We start from the raw sequence: 17,224 nt of genomic DNA on the forward strand, positions 1-17,224 counted from the left end.
CAGTACCAGGACCCGTACCAGCAGCCGGTCTACGAGCAGCAGCCCCACCAGCAGTACGACCATCCCCCAGCCTCCGGCTGGGGGGACCCCCATGGGCAGCCGCAGGGCCAGTACCAGGACCCGTACCAGCAGCCGGTCTACGAGCAGCAGCCCCACCAGCAGTACGACCATCCCCCAGCCTCCGGCTGGGGGGACCCCCATGGCCAGCAGCAGGCGTACGTCCAGGATCCCTACCAGGGCCGGCAACAGCAGTACCCGTACCAGCCGCAGCAGCAGTACGACCAGTACGGGCAGCAGCAGGCGTACGTCCAGGACCCGTACCAGCAGCAGCCGCTGCCCGCGCAGCCCGTAATCGTCCAGCCCCCCGTCGTCCAGCCCGTCGTTCAGTCCCCGGTCCAGCGCCCCGCGCAGCGGGTCGTTCCGCCGCGCCCCCGCCCGTCCGAGCCGGCCGCCGGGCCGGCGCCGGCCCCGGCGGAGCCGTCCGAGCAGGTCGGCGGGCGGCGCGCGCAGAAGGCGGCCCCGGAGGGCTACGCGACGGGCGAGTTCACCTTCGTCGACGAGGAGGCGGAGGAGAGCGAGGACGTCATCGACTGGCTCAAGTTCGCCGAGTCGCGCAGCGAGCGCCGGGACGAGCGTCGCAAGAAGCTGCGCAGCCGGGCGATCGGCGGTCTGGTGGTGTTGGCGCTGCTGGCCGCCGGTGGTGGCGGTTACCTGTGGTGGAGCGGCAAGTTCGGCGCTTCCGCCACGGTGGCGAAGGCGGTCGGGAAGCGCCAGGTGAACGTGGTGCACCTGCGGGATCTCCAGGGCAAGGTCAGCACCGCGCTGCTGGTCAACGACGCGGCGGGCCACAAGGGTTCGGCGCTGCTGCTGCCGGACACCCTCAAGCTGCCCGACAGCGGCGACTCCGCGACCACCCCGCTCGGTCAGGCGATGGACGGCCTCGGCGCCTCCGGCACCCGGGACGGGCTCGGTACCGTGCTCGGCACGACGGTGGCCGGCACCTGGCGGCTCGACACCCCGTACCTGCAGCTGCTCGTCGCCCAGCTCGGCGGCGTCCAGGTGGACACCAACGCTGAGATCGACGACAACGGCAAGCAGCTGGCCGCCGCCGGCAAGGGCGTCACGCTCAGCGGTCGCGCGGCCGTCCTGTACGCCACCTACCAGGGGCCGGGGGAGAGCCGGGACGCCCAGTTGGCGCGGTTCGGGCAGGTGCTCGACGCGCTGGTCCGCACCATGCCGACCACGCTGGCCGACTCCCAGGACGACGTGCACCGGATGAACGCGGTGCTCGACCCGTCGCTGCCGGAACAGGCGCTGGCCGGGGTGCTCGCGCAGCTCGCCCAGCAGGCCAAGGACGGGCACTTCAGCACCAGCGCCCTGAAGGTGCAGCCCGACGGCACGCTGGATCCGGCCGTTGCCGGTCAGCAGGTCAAGGACGTTCTCGGCGGGACCGTGCACAGTGCCCAGTCCGGCTCGACGACGACCAGGGTCGGCATCCTGAACGCGTCCGGCAACGACCAGAACACGGCCGCCGCGACCATCCAGGTGACCAACGCCGGGCTGAACGTCGTCCCGAGCGGCGCGAACCCCGGGCCGACCCAGGCGAACACCGAGATCCGCTACACCGACGACGCCAAGCAGGCCGCCGCCAAGTCCCTGGCGACCACTCTCGGCCTGCCGGACAGCGCAGTGAAGAAGGTCACCGACTCGCTGAACGCGGACCTGGTGCTCGTACTGGGCAAGGACTTCGCGCCCGCCAAGGGCCAGTAGCAGCCGGCCGTGCGAGCAGGCCCCGGTCGAATTCGGCCGGGGCCTCTTCGTGTTCGTGAGATCCTGGAAGGCGAATCTCTGTAATCAAGCCGGAAGAACACTGTGACTGCCACGGACCACAGCCAGGAATTGATCAACGTCGCCGCACAGGCGGCGGCCGACAAGCTGGCCCACGACATCATCGCCTTCGACGTCAGCGACGTGCTGGCGATCACTGACGCCTTCCTGATCGCCTCCGCGGCCAACGACCGCCAGGTGAAGTCGATCGCGGAGGAGATCGAGGAGCAGCTCCGCGAGAAGCTGGACGTCAAGCCGGTGCGCCGCGAGGGCGAGCGCGAGGGCCGCTGGATCCTGCTCGACTTCCTGGACATCGTGGTGCATGTCCAGCACTCCGAGGAGCGCTCCTTCTACTCCCTCGACCGGCTCTGGAAGGACTGCCCGGAGCTTCCGATCCCCGCCGACGCGCTGGCCACCCGGAACCGCCCGGAGAACGCCGTGCTCGACGCCGACGGCAACGCCGTGGCCGTGGCCGACCACGACGAGGACGTCAACCACCACGTTGACACCGACGCCGAGGACGAGAGCTGAGCCGCGCCGCGCGGGGGCCGCGCATCGTCTTCTGGCGGCACGGCCAGACGTCCTGGAACCTGGAGTCGAGGTTCCAGGGCAGCACCGACATCGAGCTGACCGACCAGGGCGTCTTCCAGGCCCAGCGGGCCGCCCGGCTGCTCTCCGGTCTCCGCCCCGACCTGCTGATCTCCTCCGACCTCAAGCGCGCCGCCCGTACGGCCGTCGAGCTCGCCAGGATCACCGGTCTGGACGTGCAGCACCACGAGGGGCTGCGCGAGACGTACGCGGGCGACTGGCAGGGCCTGACCAACGCCGAGATCCAGGCCCGCTTCCCGGAGCAGTACGAGGCGTGGGCGCAGGGCGAGCCGGTCCGGCGCGGCGGTGGCGAGCTGAGCACCGAGGTGGCGGACCGGTCCGTCCCCGTGGTGCTGACGGCCGTCGAGAAGCTGCCCGAGGACGGCACGCTGGTGGTCGTCAGTCACGGCGGCACCATCCGCACCATGCTCGGTCGGCTGCTCGACCTGGAAGCCGCACAGTGGGAGCGCTTCGGCGGTCTCTCCAACTGCTGCTGGTCGGTGCTCGGCCGGGGCGCGCGCGGTTGGCGTCTGCTGGAGCACAACGCGGGCACCCTGCCGCAGCCGGTGATCGGCGACGACACCTGAGTACGGCGACATCCGAGTGACGGCCACATCTGGCCGGCATCCGGGTGACGGCGGCACCTGAGCGACGGGGGCGTCCCTTCGCAGGGGGCGGGATTTCACACTTCCGGGCCTGACCAGCTAGAGTCTTCCTCGTTCGCAGGAAAGAAACGCCGCCCGGGAGGGAGGCGGGGATTCCTCCGAAGTGCGGGGCTGTAGCTCAGTTGGTAGAGCGCTTGCATGGCATGCAAGAGGTCCGGGGTTCAATTCCCCGTAGCTCCACTCCGCACCAGCGGTCCCCGCAAGGGTCCGTTCGTGTCGCGGGGCTGTAGCTCAGTTGGTAGAGCGCTTGCATGGCATGCAAGAGGTCCGGAGTTCAATTCTCCGTAGCTCCACAGCGGACAGGAAGGCCGTCTCCCCCACGGGAGGCGGCCTTCCTGCTTTGTCAGTTCCAGTGGCCGTGGTCGGTGACCGGGAGCTCGGGGTTGGCGGCGACGTACTCCATCCGCTCGCGGTCAACGTGCCGATCGGGCTGGTGCTGCTGCTCCTGAGCCGTCGTCTGCTCCCGGTGCTGCCCGGAGACGGCAGCCGCCGCTTCGACGTGGTCGGGCTGGTGGTGCTCGCGGCGGCCATCGGGACGCTGGTGGTGCCGCTGGTGCTCGGGCACGAGCTGGGCTGGCCGGTCTGGGGCTGGGTGGTGCTCACCGTCAGCGCGCTGCTGTTCGCGCTGTTCGGCCTGGTCGAGTGGCGGATCGCCGCACGTGGCGGACAGCCGCTGATCCCGGGACGGGTACTGCGTGCGCCCGGACTGCTGCCGGCCCCGGCCCGTAGCTCGGGGGCGGCGCTGCTGGTCACCTGCGGTGCGATCGCGGCGGCGTTCGTCCTCGCCGCGGTGTTCGCGCACCGCACCCGGCGGGCGGCTGTCTGAACCGTGTTCCTCCCGCGCCCGCCCGTGGGTGCGGGAGGAACGCCTTCCCGGGCCGCCGGGAACTGATTAGGGGAGTGGGCCGGGGACCGTGTAAAGTAATGCATGTCGCCGGGGGAAACGCCCGGTGACACTGCAGGTCAAGGGGCTGTAGCTCAGTTGGTAGAGCGCTTGCATGGCATGCAAGAGGTCCGGAGTTCAATTCTCCGTAGCTCCACCCTTGGGAAAGGCCGCCTTCCGGATTCGGAAGGCGGCCTTTCCGCTTTTCCCGGCCGGCCGTGGTCCGCAGTCTCCAGCGGTGCCCTACCCGGGTGCGGCGGTCGGCGGCTACGGTCGTCGCATGGCCGATCTGGCGCGTAAGCGCAACGAAGAGCTTGCCCGGATCCTGCACCAACTCGGCTGGAGCCCCGAGCGGCTCGCCCGCGAAGTGAACGCGGCGCTCCCGAGCGCCCTGGCGATCAGCTCCACCGCCCCCTACAAGTGGCGCGACCGGGGCATGGTGCCGAGGTCCCCGCACGACCAGGCGGTGTGCGAGGTGTTCAGCCGCACTCTGGGCATCGCCGTGACGTACGAGCAGCTCTGGGGCCAGATGGGCAGCAACCGGGGTGCCAAGATGCTCTCGCCCCGGCTGCTCACCGACCCGTGGACGGCCGACACCGCGCAGACCGCCCTCCGCGAGGCCGGTGCGGACGCCGCGCCGGTACGCCTCACCGACCTCTTCCGTGGCGACGAACTCGAACAGGCCGCCCGCCACTGGGCCTCACCGCCACCCGAGGTCACCGGCGGCGAGGGCGCGCTGCGGATCGCCACCGAGCAGCTCGACGACCTCCGGCTCAGCTACGACAGCAAGCAGCGCCTCGAGCGCACCTACGGCGGCGGTCTGATCCTCGACCTCGCCAAGGCCGAGCTGGCGATGGTCGCGAAGCTGCTGGAACTGGGCGCGTACGGCGAGAAGCTGGGCCGGGAGCTGTACGGCGCGGCGAGCCGGCTGGCGCGGTTGGTCGGGTGGGCCAACTACGACCTGGGCAACGATGCGGCGGCGCAGCGCGCCTTCGTCGCGGCGCTGCGGGCGGCCCACGTGTCCGGCGACCCCCGGCTCGGGGTGAGCGTGGTCGGCTGCCTGGCGGTGCAGGCCACCCACAACTCCGGCGGGCGCGGGCTGGACGCCGTGGCCATGCTCTCAACCGCCCTGCGGGCCGCCGACGAGGTGCTGACCCCGCGTGAGCGGGCGCTCCAGCTGGGCCGGATAGCCCGGGCGCACGGCAAGAAGGGCGAGCAGATCAGCGCCGAGGCGGTCGCCGACCGGGCGTTCCTGGCCCTGGAGGGCGAGGACGGCCACGCACAGGAACGGGCCGACCTGGAGGGCATGGTGGGGGAGGGCTACCTCTTCCTCGGCGAACACGAGCGGGCGCAGCAGCTGCTGTCCGGCGCGATCACCGCCCTCTCGCCCGAGCGGGCGCGGGTGAAGGCCCTGCTGATGGTCCGGCTCGCCGACTCGTACCAGCGCACCGGGGAGCACGAGGAGGCCGCGAAGGTCGCCGATGAGGCCCGGCTGCTGGCGGCGGGCATGCAGTCCGTACGCGTGGCGCGGGCCCTGCGGGACTTCGACGCGGCAGCGCGCGGCTAGCGGACCTTAGCCATGCACCTCCCAGGGGCGCGGGGAACCGCGCGACCAAGGCACGGCGTACGTGGACGGTTGCGCGCGCAGTTCCTCGCGCCCCTGCCGTGGTTGCCGGTAAGCCGGAGCGGCTAGCGCCTTGCGGTACCCTGAGCCCATGCGAACCGTGCGCCTGCTCCTTAGCCGGCCGCGCTGACAAGGACCGGCTGAGCCTTCGGGTGGTGCCGGAGTCGGCGTGGCGTCCCCTCCTGCGAGGGGCTTTTTTGTTTTCGCCGCCTGTTCGCCAACGACATCGATGGAGCTTGAAGGACCATGAGCGAGACGACCCCTGGCGCGGCCGAGGCCGCCACCGAGCCCTTCCGCTACGCCGCCGCGCTGGCCGCCGAGATCGAGTCCCGCTGGCAGGACGTCTGGGAGAAGGAGGGGACGTTCAACGCCCCCAACCCGGCCGGTGCGCTGTCGGACCCGGCCGCCGGTGACGTCGCGGCCAAGCCGCACAGCTTCATCATGGACATGTTCCCGTACCCCTCGGGTGCCGGCCTGCACGTGGGCCACCCGCTGGGCTACATCGCCACCGACGTGTTCGCCCGCTTCCAGCGGATGAACGGCCACAACGTGCTGCACACGCTGGGCTACGACGCCTTCGGCCTGCCGGCCGAGCAGCACGCCGTCGCCACCGGCCAGCACCCCCGGATCACCACCGACGCCGCCATCGCGAACATGCGCCAGCAGCTGCGCCGTCTGGGCCTGGGTCACGACCCGCGTCGCTCGATCTCCACGATCGACCCGGAGTACTACCGCTGGACGCAGTGGATCTTCCTGCAGATCTTCAACTCCTGGTACGACCAGGAGACGGCCAAGGCCCGCCCGATCGCCGAGCTGATCGCCCAGTTCGCGGACGGCTCGCGCCCGACGCCGGACGGCCGCGCCTGGTCCGAGCTGTCCGCCGCCGAGCGTGACGAGCTGCTGGGCGACTTCCGGCTGGCGTACTCCAAGGAGGTGCCGGTCAACTGGTGCCCCGGGCTGGGGACCGTGCTGGCCAACGAGGAGGTCACGGCCGACGGCCGCTCCGAGCGTGGCAACTTCCCGGTGTTCAAGTCGAACCTGCGCCAGTGGATGATGCGGATCACCGCGTACTCCGACCGCCTGATCGCCGACCTGGACCTGCTGGACTGGCCCGAGGCCATCAAGCTGCAGCAGCGCAACTGGATCGGCCGCAGCGAGGGCGCCCGGGTCGACTTCTCGGTGAACGGCGACGCGATCACCGTCTTCACCACCCGCCCCGACACCCTGTTCGGCGCCACCTACATGGTGCTGGCGCCCGAACACGCGCTGGTCGACTCGATCGTCCCCGCCGCCTGGCCGGCCGAGACCCACGAGGACTGGAAGGGCGGCGCCGCCACCCCCGCCGAGGCCGTGGCGGCGTACCGCGCGGAGGCAGCCGCGAAGTCGGACGTCGAGCGCCAGGTCGACGCGAAGATCAAGACCGGCGTCTTCACGGGTGCCTACGCGACCAACCCGGTCAGCGGCGAGCCCGTGCCGGTGTTCATCGCCGACTACGTGCTGATGGGTTACGGCACCGGCGCCATCATGGCCGTCCCCGCCCACGACCACCGCGACTTCGCCTTCGCCCGCGCCTTCGCCCTGCCGATGCGCTGCGTCGTCCAGCCGACGGACGGCCGGAGCCAGGACCCGCACGAGTGGGACGACGCCTTCGACACGTACGACTCCGTCATCGTCAACTCGGCGCACGACAGCCTGTCGCTGAACGGCCTGAGCGTCGTCGAGGCGAAGGCCGCCGCCACCGAGTGGCTGGCTGCGCGCGGCATCGGCGAGGGCACCGTCAACTACCGCCTGCGCGACTGGCTGTTCAGCCGTCAGCGGTACTGGGGCGAGCCCTTCCCGATCGTCTACGACGAGGACGGCGTGATGCACGCGCTGCCCGAGTCGATGCTGCCGGTCGAGGTCCCCGAGGTCGAGGACTACTCGCCGCACACCTACGACCCGTACGACTCCAAGTCCTCGCCGAAGACCCCGCTGTCCCGCAACGAGGACTGGGTCAACGTCGAACTGGACCTGGGCGACGGCGTCCGCCCGTACCGCCGCGAGACCAACACCATGCCCAACTGGGCCGGTTCGTGCTGGTACGAGCTGCGCTACATCGACCCGGCCAACGGCGAGAAGGTCGTCGACCCGGCCAACGAGGGCTACTGGCTGGGCCCGACCGACCAGAAGCCGGGCGGTGGCGCCGACCTGTACGTCGGCGGCGCCGAGCACGCGGTGCTGCACCTGCTGTACGCGCGCTTCTGGCACAAGGTGCTGCACGACCTGGGTCACGTCTCCTCGGTCGAGCCGTTCCACAAGCTGTTCAACCAGGGCATGATCACCGCCGACGTCTACCGTGACGAGCGCGGCTTCCCGGTGCCGGCCGCCGAGATCGAGGAGCGCGACGGCAAGTACTTCTGGCAGGGCGAGCAGGTCAAGCGCGAGGCCGGGAAGATGGGCAAGTCGCTGAAGAACGCGGTCGCGCCCGACTCCATCTGCGACGAGTACGGCGCCGACACGCTGCGCCTGTACGAGATGTCGATGGGCCCGCTGGACGTCTCCCGTCCGTGGGACACCCGCGCGGTGGTCGGCTCGTACCGCTTCCTGCAGCGGCTGTGGCGCAACATCGTCTCCGAGGACACCGGCGAGCTGGTGGTCACGGAGGAGACGCCCGACGAGGCGACCCTGCGCGCGCTGCACAAGGCGATCGACGGCATCCGGGGCGACATGGCCGGGCTGCGGTTCAACACGGCCGTCGCCAAGGCCATCGAGCTGAACAACTTCCTGGTGAAGCGCGGCTCGACCCCGCGTGTGGTGGCCGAGCAGGCGGTGCTGCTGATCGCGCCGCTGGCCCCGCACATCGCCGAGGAGCTGTGGCGCCGCCTGGGCCACACCGAGTCGCTGGCGTTCGCCGACTACCCGGTGGCCGACCCGGTGTACGCGGTGGCCGAGAGCGTGATCTGCGTCGTCCAGATCAAGGGCAAGGTCAAGGCCCGGCTGGAGGTCGCACCGTCGATCTCCGACGCCGAGCTGGAGGCGCTGGCCCTGGCCGACCCGGCGGTCGTCGCCGCCATCGGTGACGCGCCCGTCCGCAAGGTGATCGCGCGGGCGCCGAAGCTGGTCAACATCGTCACCGGCTGACGGTCGTCATATCGGCGGGCGGTCTCTCCTGGCTCTCAGGAGGGGCCGCCCGTCGGCGTACCAGGAGGCCGGCCGACCCTGGGATCCCTGCGGGGGAGACCCCTGAGCCGACCCTGATCTCTGGCCCGGCGGCGGGCATAGCCCGTTTCCGGCCCGGCCTGTGGGGCTACCTTGGAGACTCGGGCGGTGCCGACTTCGGCGGCCACGGTGGCTTCGGTGAGAGGTAGCTCATGATGGACGCAATCGGCGCGGTGATCGGCCTGATCGTACTGTTCGGCGTGGGCGTGCTGACGATGCTGGTGGTCGTCGCGGTGAAGGCCACCCGGGCCGTCGTCGCCAAGGTGGAGCACCACGAGGCCAACGCCCGGCGTGCGGTCGAGAACGTCACCCTCAAGGCGAAGACGTACACCAAACCGGGCTCCCAGGGGCAGATCTCGGCCGTCCGGCTGTCGCTGCGCACGTCGCTCGACGGCACCCGGAGGGTGCTGCAGGAGGGGCTCGCCCGGGACAGCCAGCTGACGGAATCCCTCCAGCTGCTGACCCGGCTGGACGCCCACGCGGCGGAGCTGGACGGCGAGCTGCGGGTACTGGAACGGGAGCCGGACGGGGTCAGGATCGCCGCCAAGCTCTCCGAACTGCGCGAGCGCGCCGAACGGATCACGCACTCCGCCGAGTCGATGCGCTGGGCCGCGCAGGACCGGATGCAGCGCTTCGCCGACGACGAGTTGGCACGGCTGAGCGAGGAGTGCGAGAGCGAGGCGGGTGCTCTGCGGCACTGGGACTCGGCGCCTGCGGCCGGCGACACCGCTGGGACCGGCGCGGCGGGGGCTGCCGGCGCGGCAGGTGCAGCCGGAGCTTCGCGGAAGGGGGTGTCCTCGGGGCGGCACCTGAGCGCGGAGGAGATGCTCGGGCTCGGTGAGCCGCTGACCAGGCTCGCCGGGCGCCTGCGGAAGCCCTCCACCGGGCCCTCGACCGGGAGTTCCTCGGCGGGCTAGCCACCGGGCGACAACCTGGCGACCAGCGGTCGGCCGCTGCTCCCTGCCGTCGCTGTCTTCTGCGCCGCACGGGGAGTAACCTCCGGCTCATGCCCGCCCACCTCGCACTTGTCACCGATTCCACGGCTTATCTGCCCCAGGACGCCGTGGACCGTCATCGGATCGCGGTGGTCCCGCTCAGCGTGGCAGTGGGCGACGAGGCCCTCCTCGAAGGCATCGAGATCTCGCCGAAGGACGTCGCCGAGGCGCTCCGGAGCAAGCGCCGCGTGACCACCTCCCGCCCGGGCCCGGAGACCTTCGCGGCGGCCTACCGGGCCGCCGCCGAGGCGGGCGCGACCGGGGTCGTCTCGCTGCACCTCTCCTCGGAGCTCTCGGGTACCTGCGAGGCGGCGCGGCTCGCGGCCGCCGAGGCGGGGATTCCGGTACGGGTGGTGGACAGCCGCCTGGTCGGTATGGCGCTCGGACACTGCGTCCTTACGGCGGCACGAGCGGTCGAGGCCGGCCTCGGGCTGGACGAGACGGTGGCCGCGGCCACCCGGCGGGCCTCGCTGACCAGCGGATTCTTCTACGTCGACACCCTGGAGCACCTGAGGCGCGGGGGGCGGATCGGTGCCGCCCGGGCTCTGCTGGGTTCGGCACTCGCCGTGAAGCCGCTGCTGCACCTCGCCTCGGGGCGGATCGAGCCCCTGGAGAAGGTCCGGACGGCCTCCCGGGCGATCGCCCGGCTGGAGGAGATCGCGGTGGCGCAGGCGGGGGAGGCCGAGGTGGACATCGTCGTGCACCACCTGGCCGCCGAGGACCGGGCCGAACCGCTCGCCGAACGGTTGCGCGAGCGCGTACCCGGGCTGCGGGATCTGTACGTGGGCGAGGTCGGCGCGGTGATCGGTGCGCACGTCGGTCCGGGGCTGCTGGCGGTCGTGGTCGCGCCGCGATGAGCGGGGCTTCCTGGCCTGAAACTCCTTCGTCCGGGTGACTGGAGTTATCCACAACGCCGAGTTGTCCACAGGGATTTGACCAATCCTGACGTTGGGCCGGGGCGGCTCTACGGTCGTCGCCATGAGGACGATGACCCCGGGCGCGGCCCGGCGACGAGAGACCACCGAGACCGTCCGCGACCGGATGTCCAACCTGTTCGCGTCCGATGCCGACTACGAGCTCGACGACCCACCGCCCCGGTCCGCCCGCCGCGCAACCGCGTCGCCGACTCCTGATCCACCGTCCGATGCCGGTCCTGATCCCGCGCCTGAGCACAAGCCGGCTGCCGATCCGGACCTGGACTCTGACCTTGACACGGACCTTGACCTTGACCTTGACCTGGACCTGGATCTGGACGACCTCGACCTCGACCCGGATTCCGATCCCGATCCCGTTCCCGTGGACCCGCCCGGCGCGAGCCGTCGTCGGCTCCTGCCGCGCCTGCATCCCGCGCTGCTGCTCGACCGTCGGGCGATCCTCGGGCTGACCGTCCTGCTGCTACTCGCCGTCGGCTACGCCGTGCAGCACTTCTGGCTGGGGCGGCCCCAGCCGGTCCCGATCCCGGAGCCGGTCTCCGCAGCGGCCTCGGTTCCTCCCGCGTTCACCGCCGTGTCGCGCCGGGCTACCGCTCCACCGCCCTCACCCGGGTCGTCCGGGGCACCCGGGTTGTCCGCACCGTCCGGGCCGGAGGTCGTGGTCGATGTGGCGGGCAAGGTGCAGCACCCGGGGCTCCGGACCTTGCCGAGCGGCTCCCGCGTCGCCGACGCGCTCCGGCTGGCTGGCGGGCCGTTGCCCGACACCGAGACGGACAGCGTCAACCTGGCCAGGGTGCTGAGCGACGGTGAGCAGATCGTGGTCGGTGCGTCCGCCGGGTCGTCCGGCGCGGGCACGGCGACCACGCCGCTCAGTCTCAACCACGCCACCGTCGAGCAGCTGGACGCCCTGCCAGGGGTGGGGCCGACGCTGGCCCAACGGATCGCCCAGTTCCGCCGCGAGCACGGTGGCTTCCGTTCGGTGGACCAGCTTCGCCAGGTGAGCGGCATCGGCAACCGCAAGTTCCTGGACCTGCGCTCCCTGTTGACCCTCTGAGTTGACCCTCTGAGTTGACCCTCCGAGTCGACCGTCCGAGTCGACCCTCTGACGCATTGACCACCCGATGCTTCCACCCGATGGAGGTGACCCCCATTCCCGCCTCGACCGGCCGATCCGGGCACCGCCGCCGCCCTGCCGATGTCCGCCTCGTCGTCCCGGCAGTCTCCGCCTGGGCCGTCGCGGTAACCGTTCTCGGGCTCGACCCGGGGTGGCGGCCCGTGCTGCTCCTGGCAGCCGGGGTGGCGGTGGTGGCCGCCCTGCTCCTGCTGCTCCTCGCCGCCGGGCGGGACCGGCACCCGGCGATCCTGGTCGCCGCCACCCTCCTCACCGCCGCCGCCGGTACCGTCACCACGGTGCTGCACACCGCAGACCTGTACCGAGGCCCACTCGTGCTCCTCGCCCGTCAGCCACACCCCGAACTCACGGTCGAACTCACCGTCGCCGGTGACCCGAAGGCCAGACACTCACCGAGCAGCGGGACCGGACCGGGTAAGTCCCTGCTCACCGTCAGCGCGACCGTCGACGTCGTCAGGCAGCCGGAGGCCGTTCCCCCGCTCGCGGAGGTGGTCCGGACCAGGACACCCGTCATCCTGCTGATCCGGGAGCAGGACGCGCCGGACTGGCAGCAGATGCTCCCCTCCACCCGGCTCGGCGTGGACGTGCGCGTCCTCCCGGCCGACCCCGCCCCCGGCAGCGCCGTCGGCGCTGTTCTGCTGGTGCGCGGCCCGCCTCGGTTGCTGGCGCCGCCCAGCCTGCCGCAGCGGCTGGCGGGACGTCTGCGGGCCGGACTGCGGGCCGCCTGCGACCACCTGCCGCCCGACACCCGGGGGCTGCTCCCCGGGCTGGTGGTCGGCGACACCTCCCGTATCTCCGAGGAGTTGAACGACTCCTTCCGCGCCACCGACCTCGGCCATCTCACCGCCGTCAGCGGCGCGAACCTCGCCATCGTGCTGGCCGTGCTGATCGGAGCCCCCGGCAGAGCGGGCGAGCCGGACCGGACCGGGCTGGCCGGGCTCCTCGGCCTGCCCCTGCGGACCACAGCTCTCCTCGGCGCGCTGCTGACCCTGGCGTTCGTGACCATCTGCCGGCCGGACCCGAGTGTGCTCCGGGCCGCCGCCACCGGCCTGATCGCGATGCTCGCCCTTGCCACCGGTCGGCCCCGGCAAGCCCTGCCCGCACTCGCGGGGGCCGTGCTCGTACTGGTCCTCCTCGATCCGTACCTGGCCCGCTCGTACGGATTCATGCTCTCCACGCTCGCCACGGCCGGGCTGCTCGTCCTCGGCCCGCCCTGGACCGCCGCCCTGCTCGCCCGCCGCTGGCCGCACCACCTGGCCACCGCCGTGGCGTCGACCGCAGCCGCCCAGGCGTTCTGCGGACCCGTCACCGTCCTGTTGGCGCCGAAGGTCAGCCTGGTCGCCATCCCCTGCAACGCACTTGCCGAACTGGCCATCACCCCGGTCACGTTGCTCGGCTTCGCGGCTCTCGTCGTAGACCCGCTCTGGCACGCCGCCGCCCGGTTCCTGGTCGATCTCGCCGCGCTGCCCACCGCCTGGCTGGTGGCCGTGGCCGAGTACGGCGCCGCGCTGCCCGGCGCGCAGCTGGAGTTGCCCAGCGGCCTTCTCGGTGCCGCGACGCTGGCGCTCCTGACACTCGCGCTCGCCTGGGCCGCCCGACCGCTGCTCGCCCGCCGCAGAGCGGCCCGGCCCGAGCCGACCCAACCCGAACTCCACGGTTCCGAGCCGACCCGCCCCGGGCTGACCCACCCCGAGCCGCTCCACTTCGGTCCTCGCCATTTCGGGCCGGGCCCGCTCCTGGCCCGTCGGTGGCTCCGGGTGGTGCTGGCCCTCGCCGCCGGGCTGGCCCTGCTGACGGTGCTGCTCCGGCCGCCCCTGCTGGTCCGGATCGCCACCGGCTGGCCGCCACCAGGATGGCGGCTGGTCATGTGCGATGTCGGCCAAGGGGACATGACGGTACTTCCGCTCACCTCGGCGGGAGGCGAGGCACCGGACACCGCCGTGGTGGTGGACGCGGGGCCGGACCCGAAGGCTGCGGACTCGTGCCTTCGGGCTCTCGGCATCACCAGGGTTTCCCTGCTGATCGTCACTCATTTCCATGCGGACCACTCCGAAGGTCTGCCCGGGGTCCTGCACGGGCGAAGCGTCGGCGCCCTCCAGGTCACCACCCTGGACAGCCCACCCGGAGAGCGAGCCCGAGTCCTGGGGTTGGCCGCCGCCGCCCACGTCCCCGTCATCCAGGCCCGACGCGGTGAACACCGCACGGCCGGGCCCGAACTCTCCTGGGAGATCCTCTGGCCCGACGACCAGCTCGGCCTTGACACCCCTGGCGCGAACAACTCCAGCGTCGCGCTACTGGCCTCCGTGGGCCCACCGTCGGACCCACTCCGCGTCGCCCTGCTGGGCGACCTCGAACCCCCGGCACAGGCGGCGCTCCATGACCGGCAACCCCTCTCCCACGTCGACGTCCTCAAGGTCGCCCACCACGGGTCGGCCAACCAGGACTGGGACTTCGAGGGCTCCCTGAGCCCCCGGTTGGCATTGATCTCCTGCGGTCTCGACAACTCCTACGGGCACCCGGCCCCCCGCACCGTGGACCGGCTCCGAGCTCTCGGCGCCACCGTCCTGCGCACCGACCGGTCGGGCGACATCGCCGTGCTCGGCTCCCACAGCCACCTCCAGGCAGCCACCCACCCCCACCGCCATCCCCCCGGCCCGCCGCACCGAGCAGCCCCCACCCGCCCGCCACCGGGCTGAGTGGGTGGGGTGTCAGGCCCTCACTCCTCCTCGCGCCAGCCGTCGAGTTCGGCGGCGAACGTGTCGAGGGCGGCCAACCGTTCCGGCGTCCAGCCGGTGTCCTCGGGTGCTTCGAGGACGAGGAGCCACTGGGCGTCCTCCGCGTCGTCCTCGCCTGCCAGCGAGTCCCGGACGATTTCGAGGTGGCCCAGGTCGGGCCAGCGGGCGGACAGCTCCTCCGAGGCCTCCTCGGCCACGTCGCGATCGGGGAGGACAAGGAGTTGGCGGGTGAAGTTCATGGTCACGGGTCCATTCTCCAGACGCGGTACGCGACGTCGGCCCCGGGGGCGGCCGTCACTGTCCGCGCCCCGCTGCCGGCGTCCCACTGTCGGTGCCGCACTGTCGGTGCCCCGTGCGATCCTGGTAGGCGATGGCCAGGAAGAGTGCACCCGACGACCTGCTCGCCCCGCTGACCCTCGCGGTCGGCCAGGAGGAGCTGCTGCTCGACCGCGCGGTCGCCCAGGTGGTGGCCGCTGCCAGAGCGGCTGATCCGGACACCGATGTGCGCGATGTCGCTCCGGGCGCCCTGCAGCCGGGCAGTCTCGCGGAGCTGACGACCCCGTCGCTGTTCGCCGAGCGCAAGGTCATCGTGGTCCGGGCCGCCCAGGATCTCTCGGCCGATTCGGTCAAGGAGGTCAAGGCGTACATCGAGGCCCTGGCCGAAGAAGTGATCATGGTGTTGGTGCACGCCGGCGGTGCCAAGGGCAAGGGGCTGCTGGACGCGGGCCGCAAGGCCGGTGGCCGTGAGGTGGCCTGCGTCAAGCTGACCAAGGCCGGTGACCGGCTGGCGTTCATCAAGGGTGAGTTCCGTACGCTGGGCCGCTCCGCCACCCAGGAGGCGTGCCAGTCGCTGCTCGACGCGCTCGGCAGCGATCTGCGCGAGCTCGCGGCGGCGTGCAGCCAGCTCGCGGCCGACGTCGAGGGCACCATCGACGAGACGGTCGTCGCCCGCTACTACAGCGGCCGCGCCGAGGCCACCGGCTTCGAGGTCGCCGACCTCGCCGTCACCGGGCGGGCCGCCGAGGCGCTGGAGCGGCTGCGCTGGGCGCTGGCGGTCGGTCAGCCGCCCACCGGCATCACCTACGCACTGGCCTCCGGAGTCCGCAGCATCGGCCGTCTGGCGACCACCGGCCGGAACATGCGCCCGGCCGACCTGGCCCGCGAGCTGGGGATGCCGCCGTGGAAGGTGGACCGGGTCCGGCAGCAGATGCGCGGCTGGACGGGCGATGCCGTCGCCACCGCCCTCACCGCCATCGCCCAGGCGGACGCCGCCGTCAAGGGCGGCTCGGACGACCCGGCGTACGCGCTGGAGCGTGCCGTGGTCGCCGTCGCCCGCGCCGCCCGCTCGGGCGCCCGTACGTACTGACCGGGCGTCATGCATGTCGGCTGACCAGCTGACAGCTGACCGGCTGAGCGACCGGCCGGGCGGCTCGCGGGTCAGGGCCCGCCGATCGCCTTCAGGATGTCCCGGCTGTCCATCAGGAGCGCCTGCCGGATGACGTCCCGGTCCGGAGGGCTGCTCTTGCCCTCCTGGTAGGAGCCGGACCAGCTCAGGTAGTACGTCAGCCCGCCGTCGCGGACGTACAGCACCTGGGTCAGGTAGTGCCAGGTCCGATCGGAGCTGCTCGGGTCGTCGAGGTAGCCCACGTACGCCTGCTCACCGAGGTTGGGCACGTCGGTGATCAGGTACCTCCGCTGCCGCAGGCTCTCCCGTTGGGCCGCGAACTCCGGCCGGGAGTCGACCGCCTTGTGCAGCTGAACCTCGAGGTAGAGCGACGAGTACTCGGTGTCGGTGCTGTTCTTCTTGAGGTACTCGCTGCAGTACATGTCGTCCAGGGCGGGGTTCCTGGTCGAGTAGTGGTACGGCGTGCCGGACTGCGAGGGGGAGAGCTGGCTGAACCGGTCGAAGCGGGCCGTGGCGCAGAGGTCGTCGACCACGCGGTAGCCGTGCAGGCTCTGCGCCCTGCTCTTGACGGTGACCAGGCCCGGCACGGTGATCACCGCCGCCGCCCACACCCCCGAGGCGACCAGCGCGCCCGCCACCCCCCACGCCAGCCCCCGGCGCGAGCGCCCGGCCGTGACCGGGGCCGCCGGACGAGCCCGGGCCGCCTGCGGCGCGGGTGGTGGTGGCAGCGGGGAGAGCGGGGGCGGCGGCGGTCCGAAGGGCGACGGCCGGCCGGGGAACGGCCCGTACCCGGGGCCGGCATCCGTTGGTGTCGACATCTGGTGAACCCCCAACTGGTGTCCCGCGCTGACCGTCGCAGCCGTCCGTGGTAGCGAACCCTATCGGTGAACAGTCGATTGCAGAGCGTGAGATCACCCGGCGCGTCACCCGCCCGTACCTACCCCACCGAACGCGAGGGGATACGCAAAGGGTGCGCGGGGGTCGGAGAAACGCCGACAGGCGCCGCAGCCACCCTTTGCGGGGCTTTGCTGCGACGCCTGTCGGTTCTGCTGTTCAATGCTCGGTGTACCGCACCCGCGTGGCGAACGCAGGCCGCGTGCGGTACGAGTCTGTACACCTCAGGGTTCCGGTTAGAGGGCCGGGAATTGACCTGAAGGGGTGGTCGGCGGGGGCGGGTAGAGGGCCGCCGGGTCGCGCCGACCGGTCCGGGCGGGGCCCGGGAAGGAATTCAGGCGACTGA

Annotated in this window: 13 protein-coding genes and 3 tRNA genes; 14 read left to right on the top strand and 2 right to left on the bottom strand. The window is 71.8% G+C overall.

The annotated features are described in order from the left end of the window. The 13 genes from P3T29_RS01985 to P3T29_RS02045 all read left to right on the top strand — a co-directional run. On the top strand, nucleotides 1-1,770 hold a 1,770-nt coding region (locus tag P3T29_RS01985; RefSeq protein ID WP_280714455.1), incomplete at its 5' end, for a LytR C-terminal domain-containing protein. Nucleotides 1,771-1,872: 102 nt separating this feature from the next. Beyond that, on the top strand, nucleotides 1,873-2,358 hold the full coding sequence (gene rsfS / locus P3T29_RS01990) for a ribosome silencing factor (protein WP_280714456.1): 486 nt from the start codon (nucleotides 1,873-1,875) through the stop codon (nucleotides 2,356-2,358). Continuing rightward, nucleotides 2,355-3,002, top strand: a complete 648-nt coding sequence (locus P3T29_RS01995) for a histidine phosphatase family protein (RefSeq protein ID WP_280714760.1) — start codon at nucleotides 2,355-2,357, stop codon at nucleotides 3,000-3,002. Before rsfS ends, P3T29_RS01995 begins: the two co-directional genes overlap by 4 nt. A 185-nt stretch (nucleotides 3,003-3,187) precedes the next feature. Then, nucleotides 3,188-3,260: transfer RNA gene (locus P3T29_RS02000), tRNA-Ala, on the top strand. Between the two features lie 40 nt (nucleotides 3,261-3,300). Beyond that, nucleotides 3,301-3,373: transfer RNA gene (locus P3T29_RS02005), tRNA-Ala, on the top strand. A 47-nt stretch (nucleotides 3,374-3,420) separates the two neighbouring features. Next, nucleotides 3,421-3,906, top strand: coding sequence for a hypothetical protein (locus tag P3T29_RS02010; RefSeq protein WP_280714457.1), 486 nt, complete (start codon nucleotides 3,421-3,423; stop codon nucleotides 3,904-3,906). A 141-nt stretch (nucleotides 3,907-4,047) separates the two neighbouring features. After that, a tRNA-Ala gene (locus tag P3T29_RS02015) sits at nucleotides 4,048-4,120 on the top strand. Nucleotides 4,121-4,243: 123 nt separating this feature from the next. After that, nucleotides 4,244-5,530, top strand: coding sequence for a hypothetical protein (locus P3T29_RS02020; protein ID WP_280714458.1), 1,287 nt, complete (start codon nucleotides 4,244-4,246; stop codon nucleotides 5,528-5,530). 303 nt (nucleotides 5,531-5,833) lie between these two features. Beyond that, complete coding sequence (gene leuS / locus P3T29_RS02025) at nucleotides 5,834-8,707, top strand: leucine--tRNA ligase (protein ID WP_280714459.1); 2,874 nt, start codon at nucleotides 5,834-5,836, stop codon at nucleotides 8,705-8,707. Between the two features lie 230 nt (nucleotides 8,708-8,937). Next, complete coding sequence (locus tag P3T29_RS02030; protein WP_280714460.1) at nucleotides 8,938-9,702, top strand: hypothetical protein; 765 nt, start codon at nucleotides 8,938-8,940, stop codon at nucleotides 9,700-9,702. A gap of 89 nt (nucleotides 9,703-9,791) precedes the next feature. Continuing rightward, a complete protein-coding gene (locus P3T29_RS02035) occupies nucleotides 9,792-10,637 on the top strand; it encodes a DegV family protein (RefSeq protein ID WP_280714461.1) in 846 nt (281 codons plus the stop codon). A gap of 121 nt (nucleotides 10,638-10,758) precedes the next feature. Next, complete coding sequence (locus tag P3T29_RS02040) at nucleotides 10,759-11,766, top strand: ComEA family DNA-binding protein (protein WP_280714462.1); 1,008 nt, start codon at nucleotides 10,759-10,761, stop codon at nucleotides 11,764-11,766. 80 nt (nucleotides 11,767-11,846) lie between these two features. After that, the gene (locus P3T29_RS02045) at nucleotides 11,847-14,540 is read left to right on the top strand and encodes a ComEC/Rec2 family competence protein (protein ID WP_280714463.1); all 2,694 of its coding nucleotides are present in this window, start codon (nucleotides 11,847-11,849) and stop codon (nucleotides 14,538-14,540) included. Between the two features lie 20 nt (nucleotides 14,541-14,560). On the opposite strand, the gene P3T29_RS02050 is transcribed toward P3T29_RS02045, so the two are convergent. Beyond that, on the bottom strand, nucleotides 14,561-14,818 hold the full coding sequence (locus P3T29_RS02050) for a hypothetical protein (RefSeq protein WP_280714761.1): 258 nt from the start codon (nucleotides 14,816-14,818) through the stop codon (nucleotides 14,561-14,563). A gap of 131 nt (nucleotides 14,819-14,949) precedes the next feature. Here P3T29_RS02050 and holA point away from each other — a divergent pair, with 131 nt between their 5' ends. Then, complete coding sequence (holA, locus tag P3T29_RS02055; protein WP_280714464.1) at nucleotides 14,950-15,945, top strand: DNA polymerase III subunit delta; 996 nt, start codon at nucleotides 14,950-14,952, stop codon at nucleotides 15,943-15,945. A gap of 71 nt (nucleotides 15,946-16,016) precedes the next feature. Here the strand turns inward: holA and P3T29_RS02060 are convergent, their stop codons facing one another. After that, entirely contained in the window at nucleotides 16,017-16,802 is a 786-nt protein-coding gene (locus P3T29_RS02060) for a hypothetical protein (protein WP_280714465.1), read from the bottom strand. Between the last annotated feature and the right edge of the window lie 422 nt (nucleotides 16,803-17,224).

The organism is Kitasatospora sp. MAP5-34 (assembly GCF_029894335.1).
Taxonomy (GTDB): domain Bacteria; phylum Actinomycetota; class Actinomycetes; order Streptomycetales; family Streptomycetaceae; genus Kitasatospora.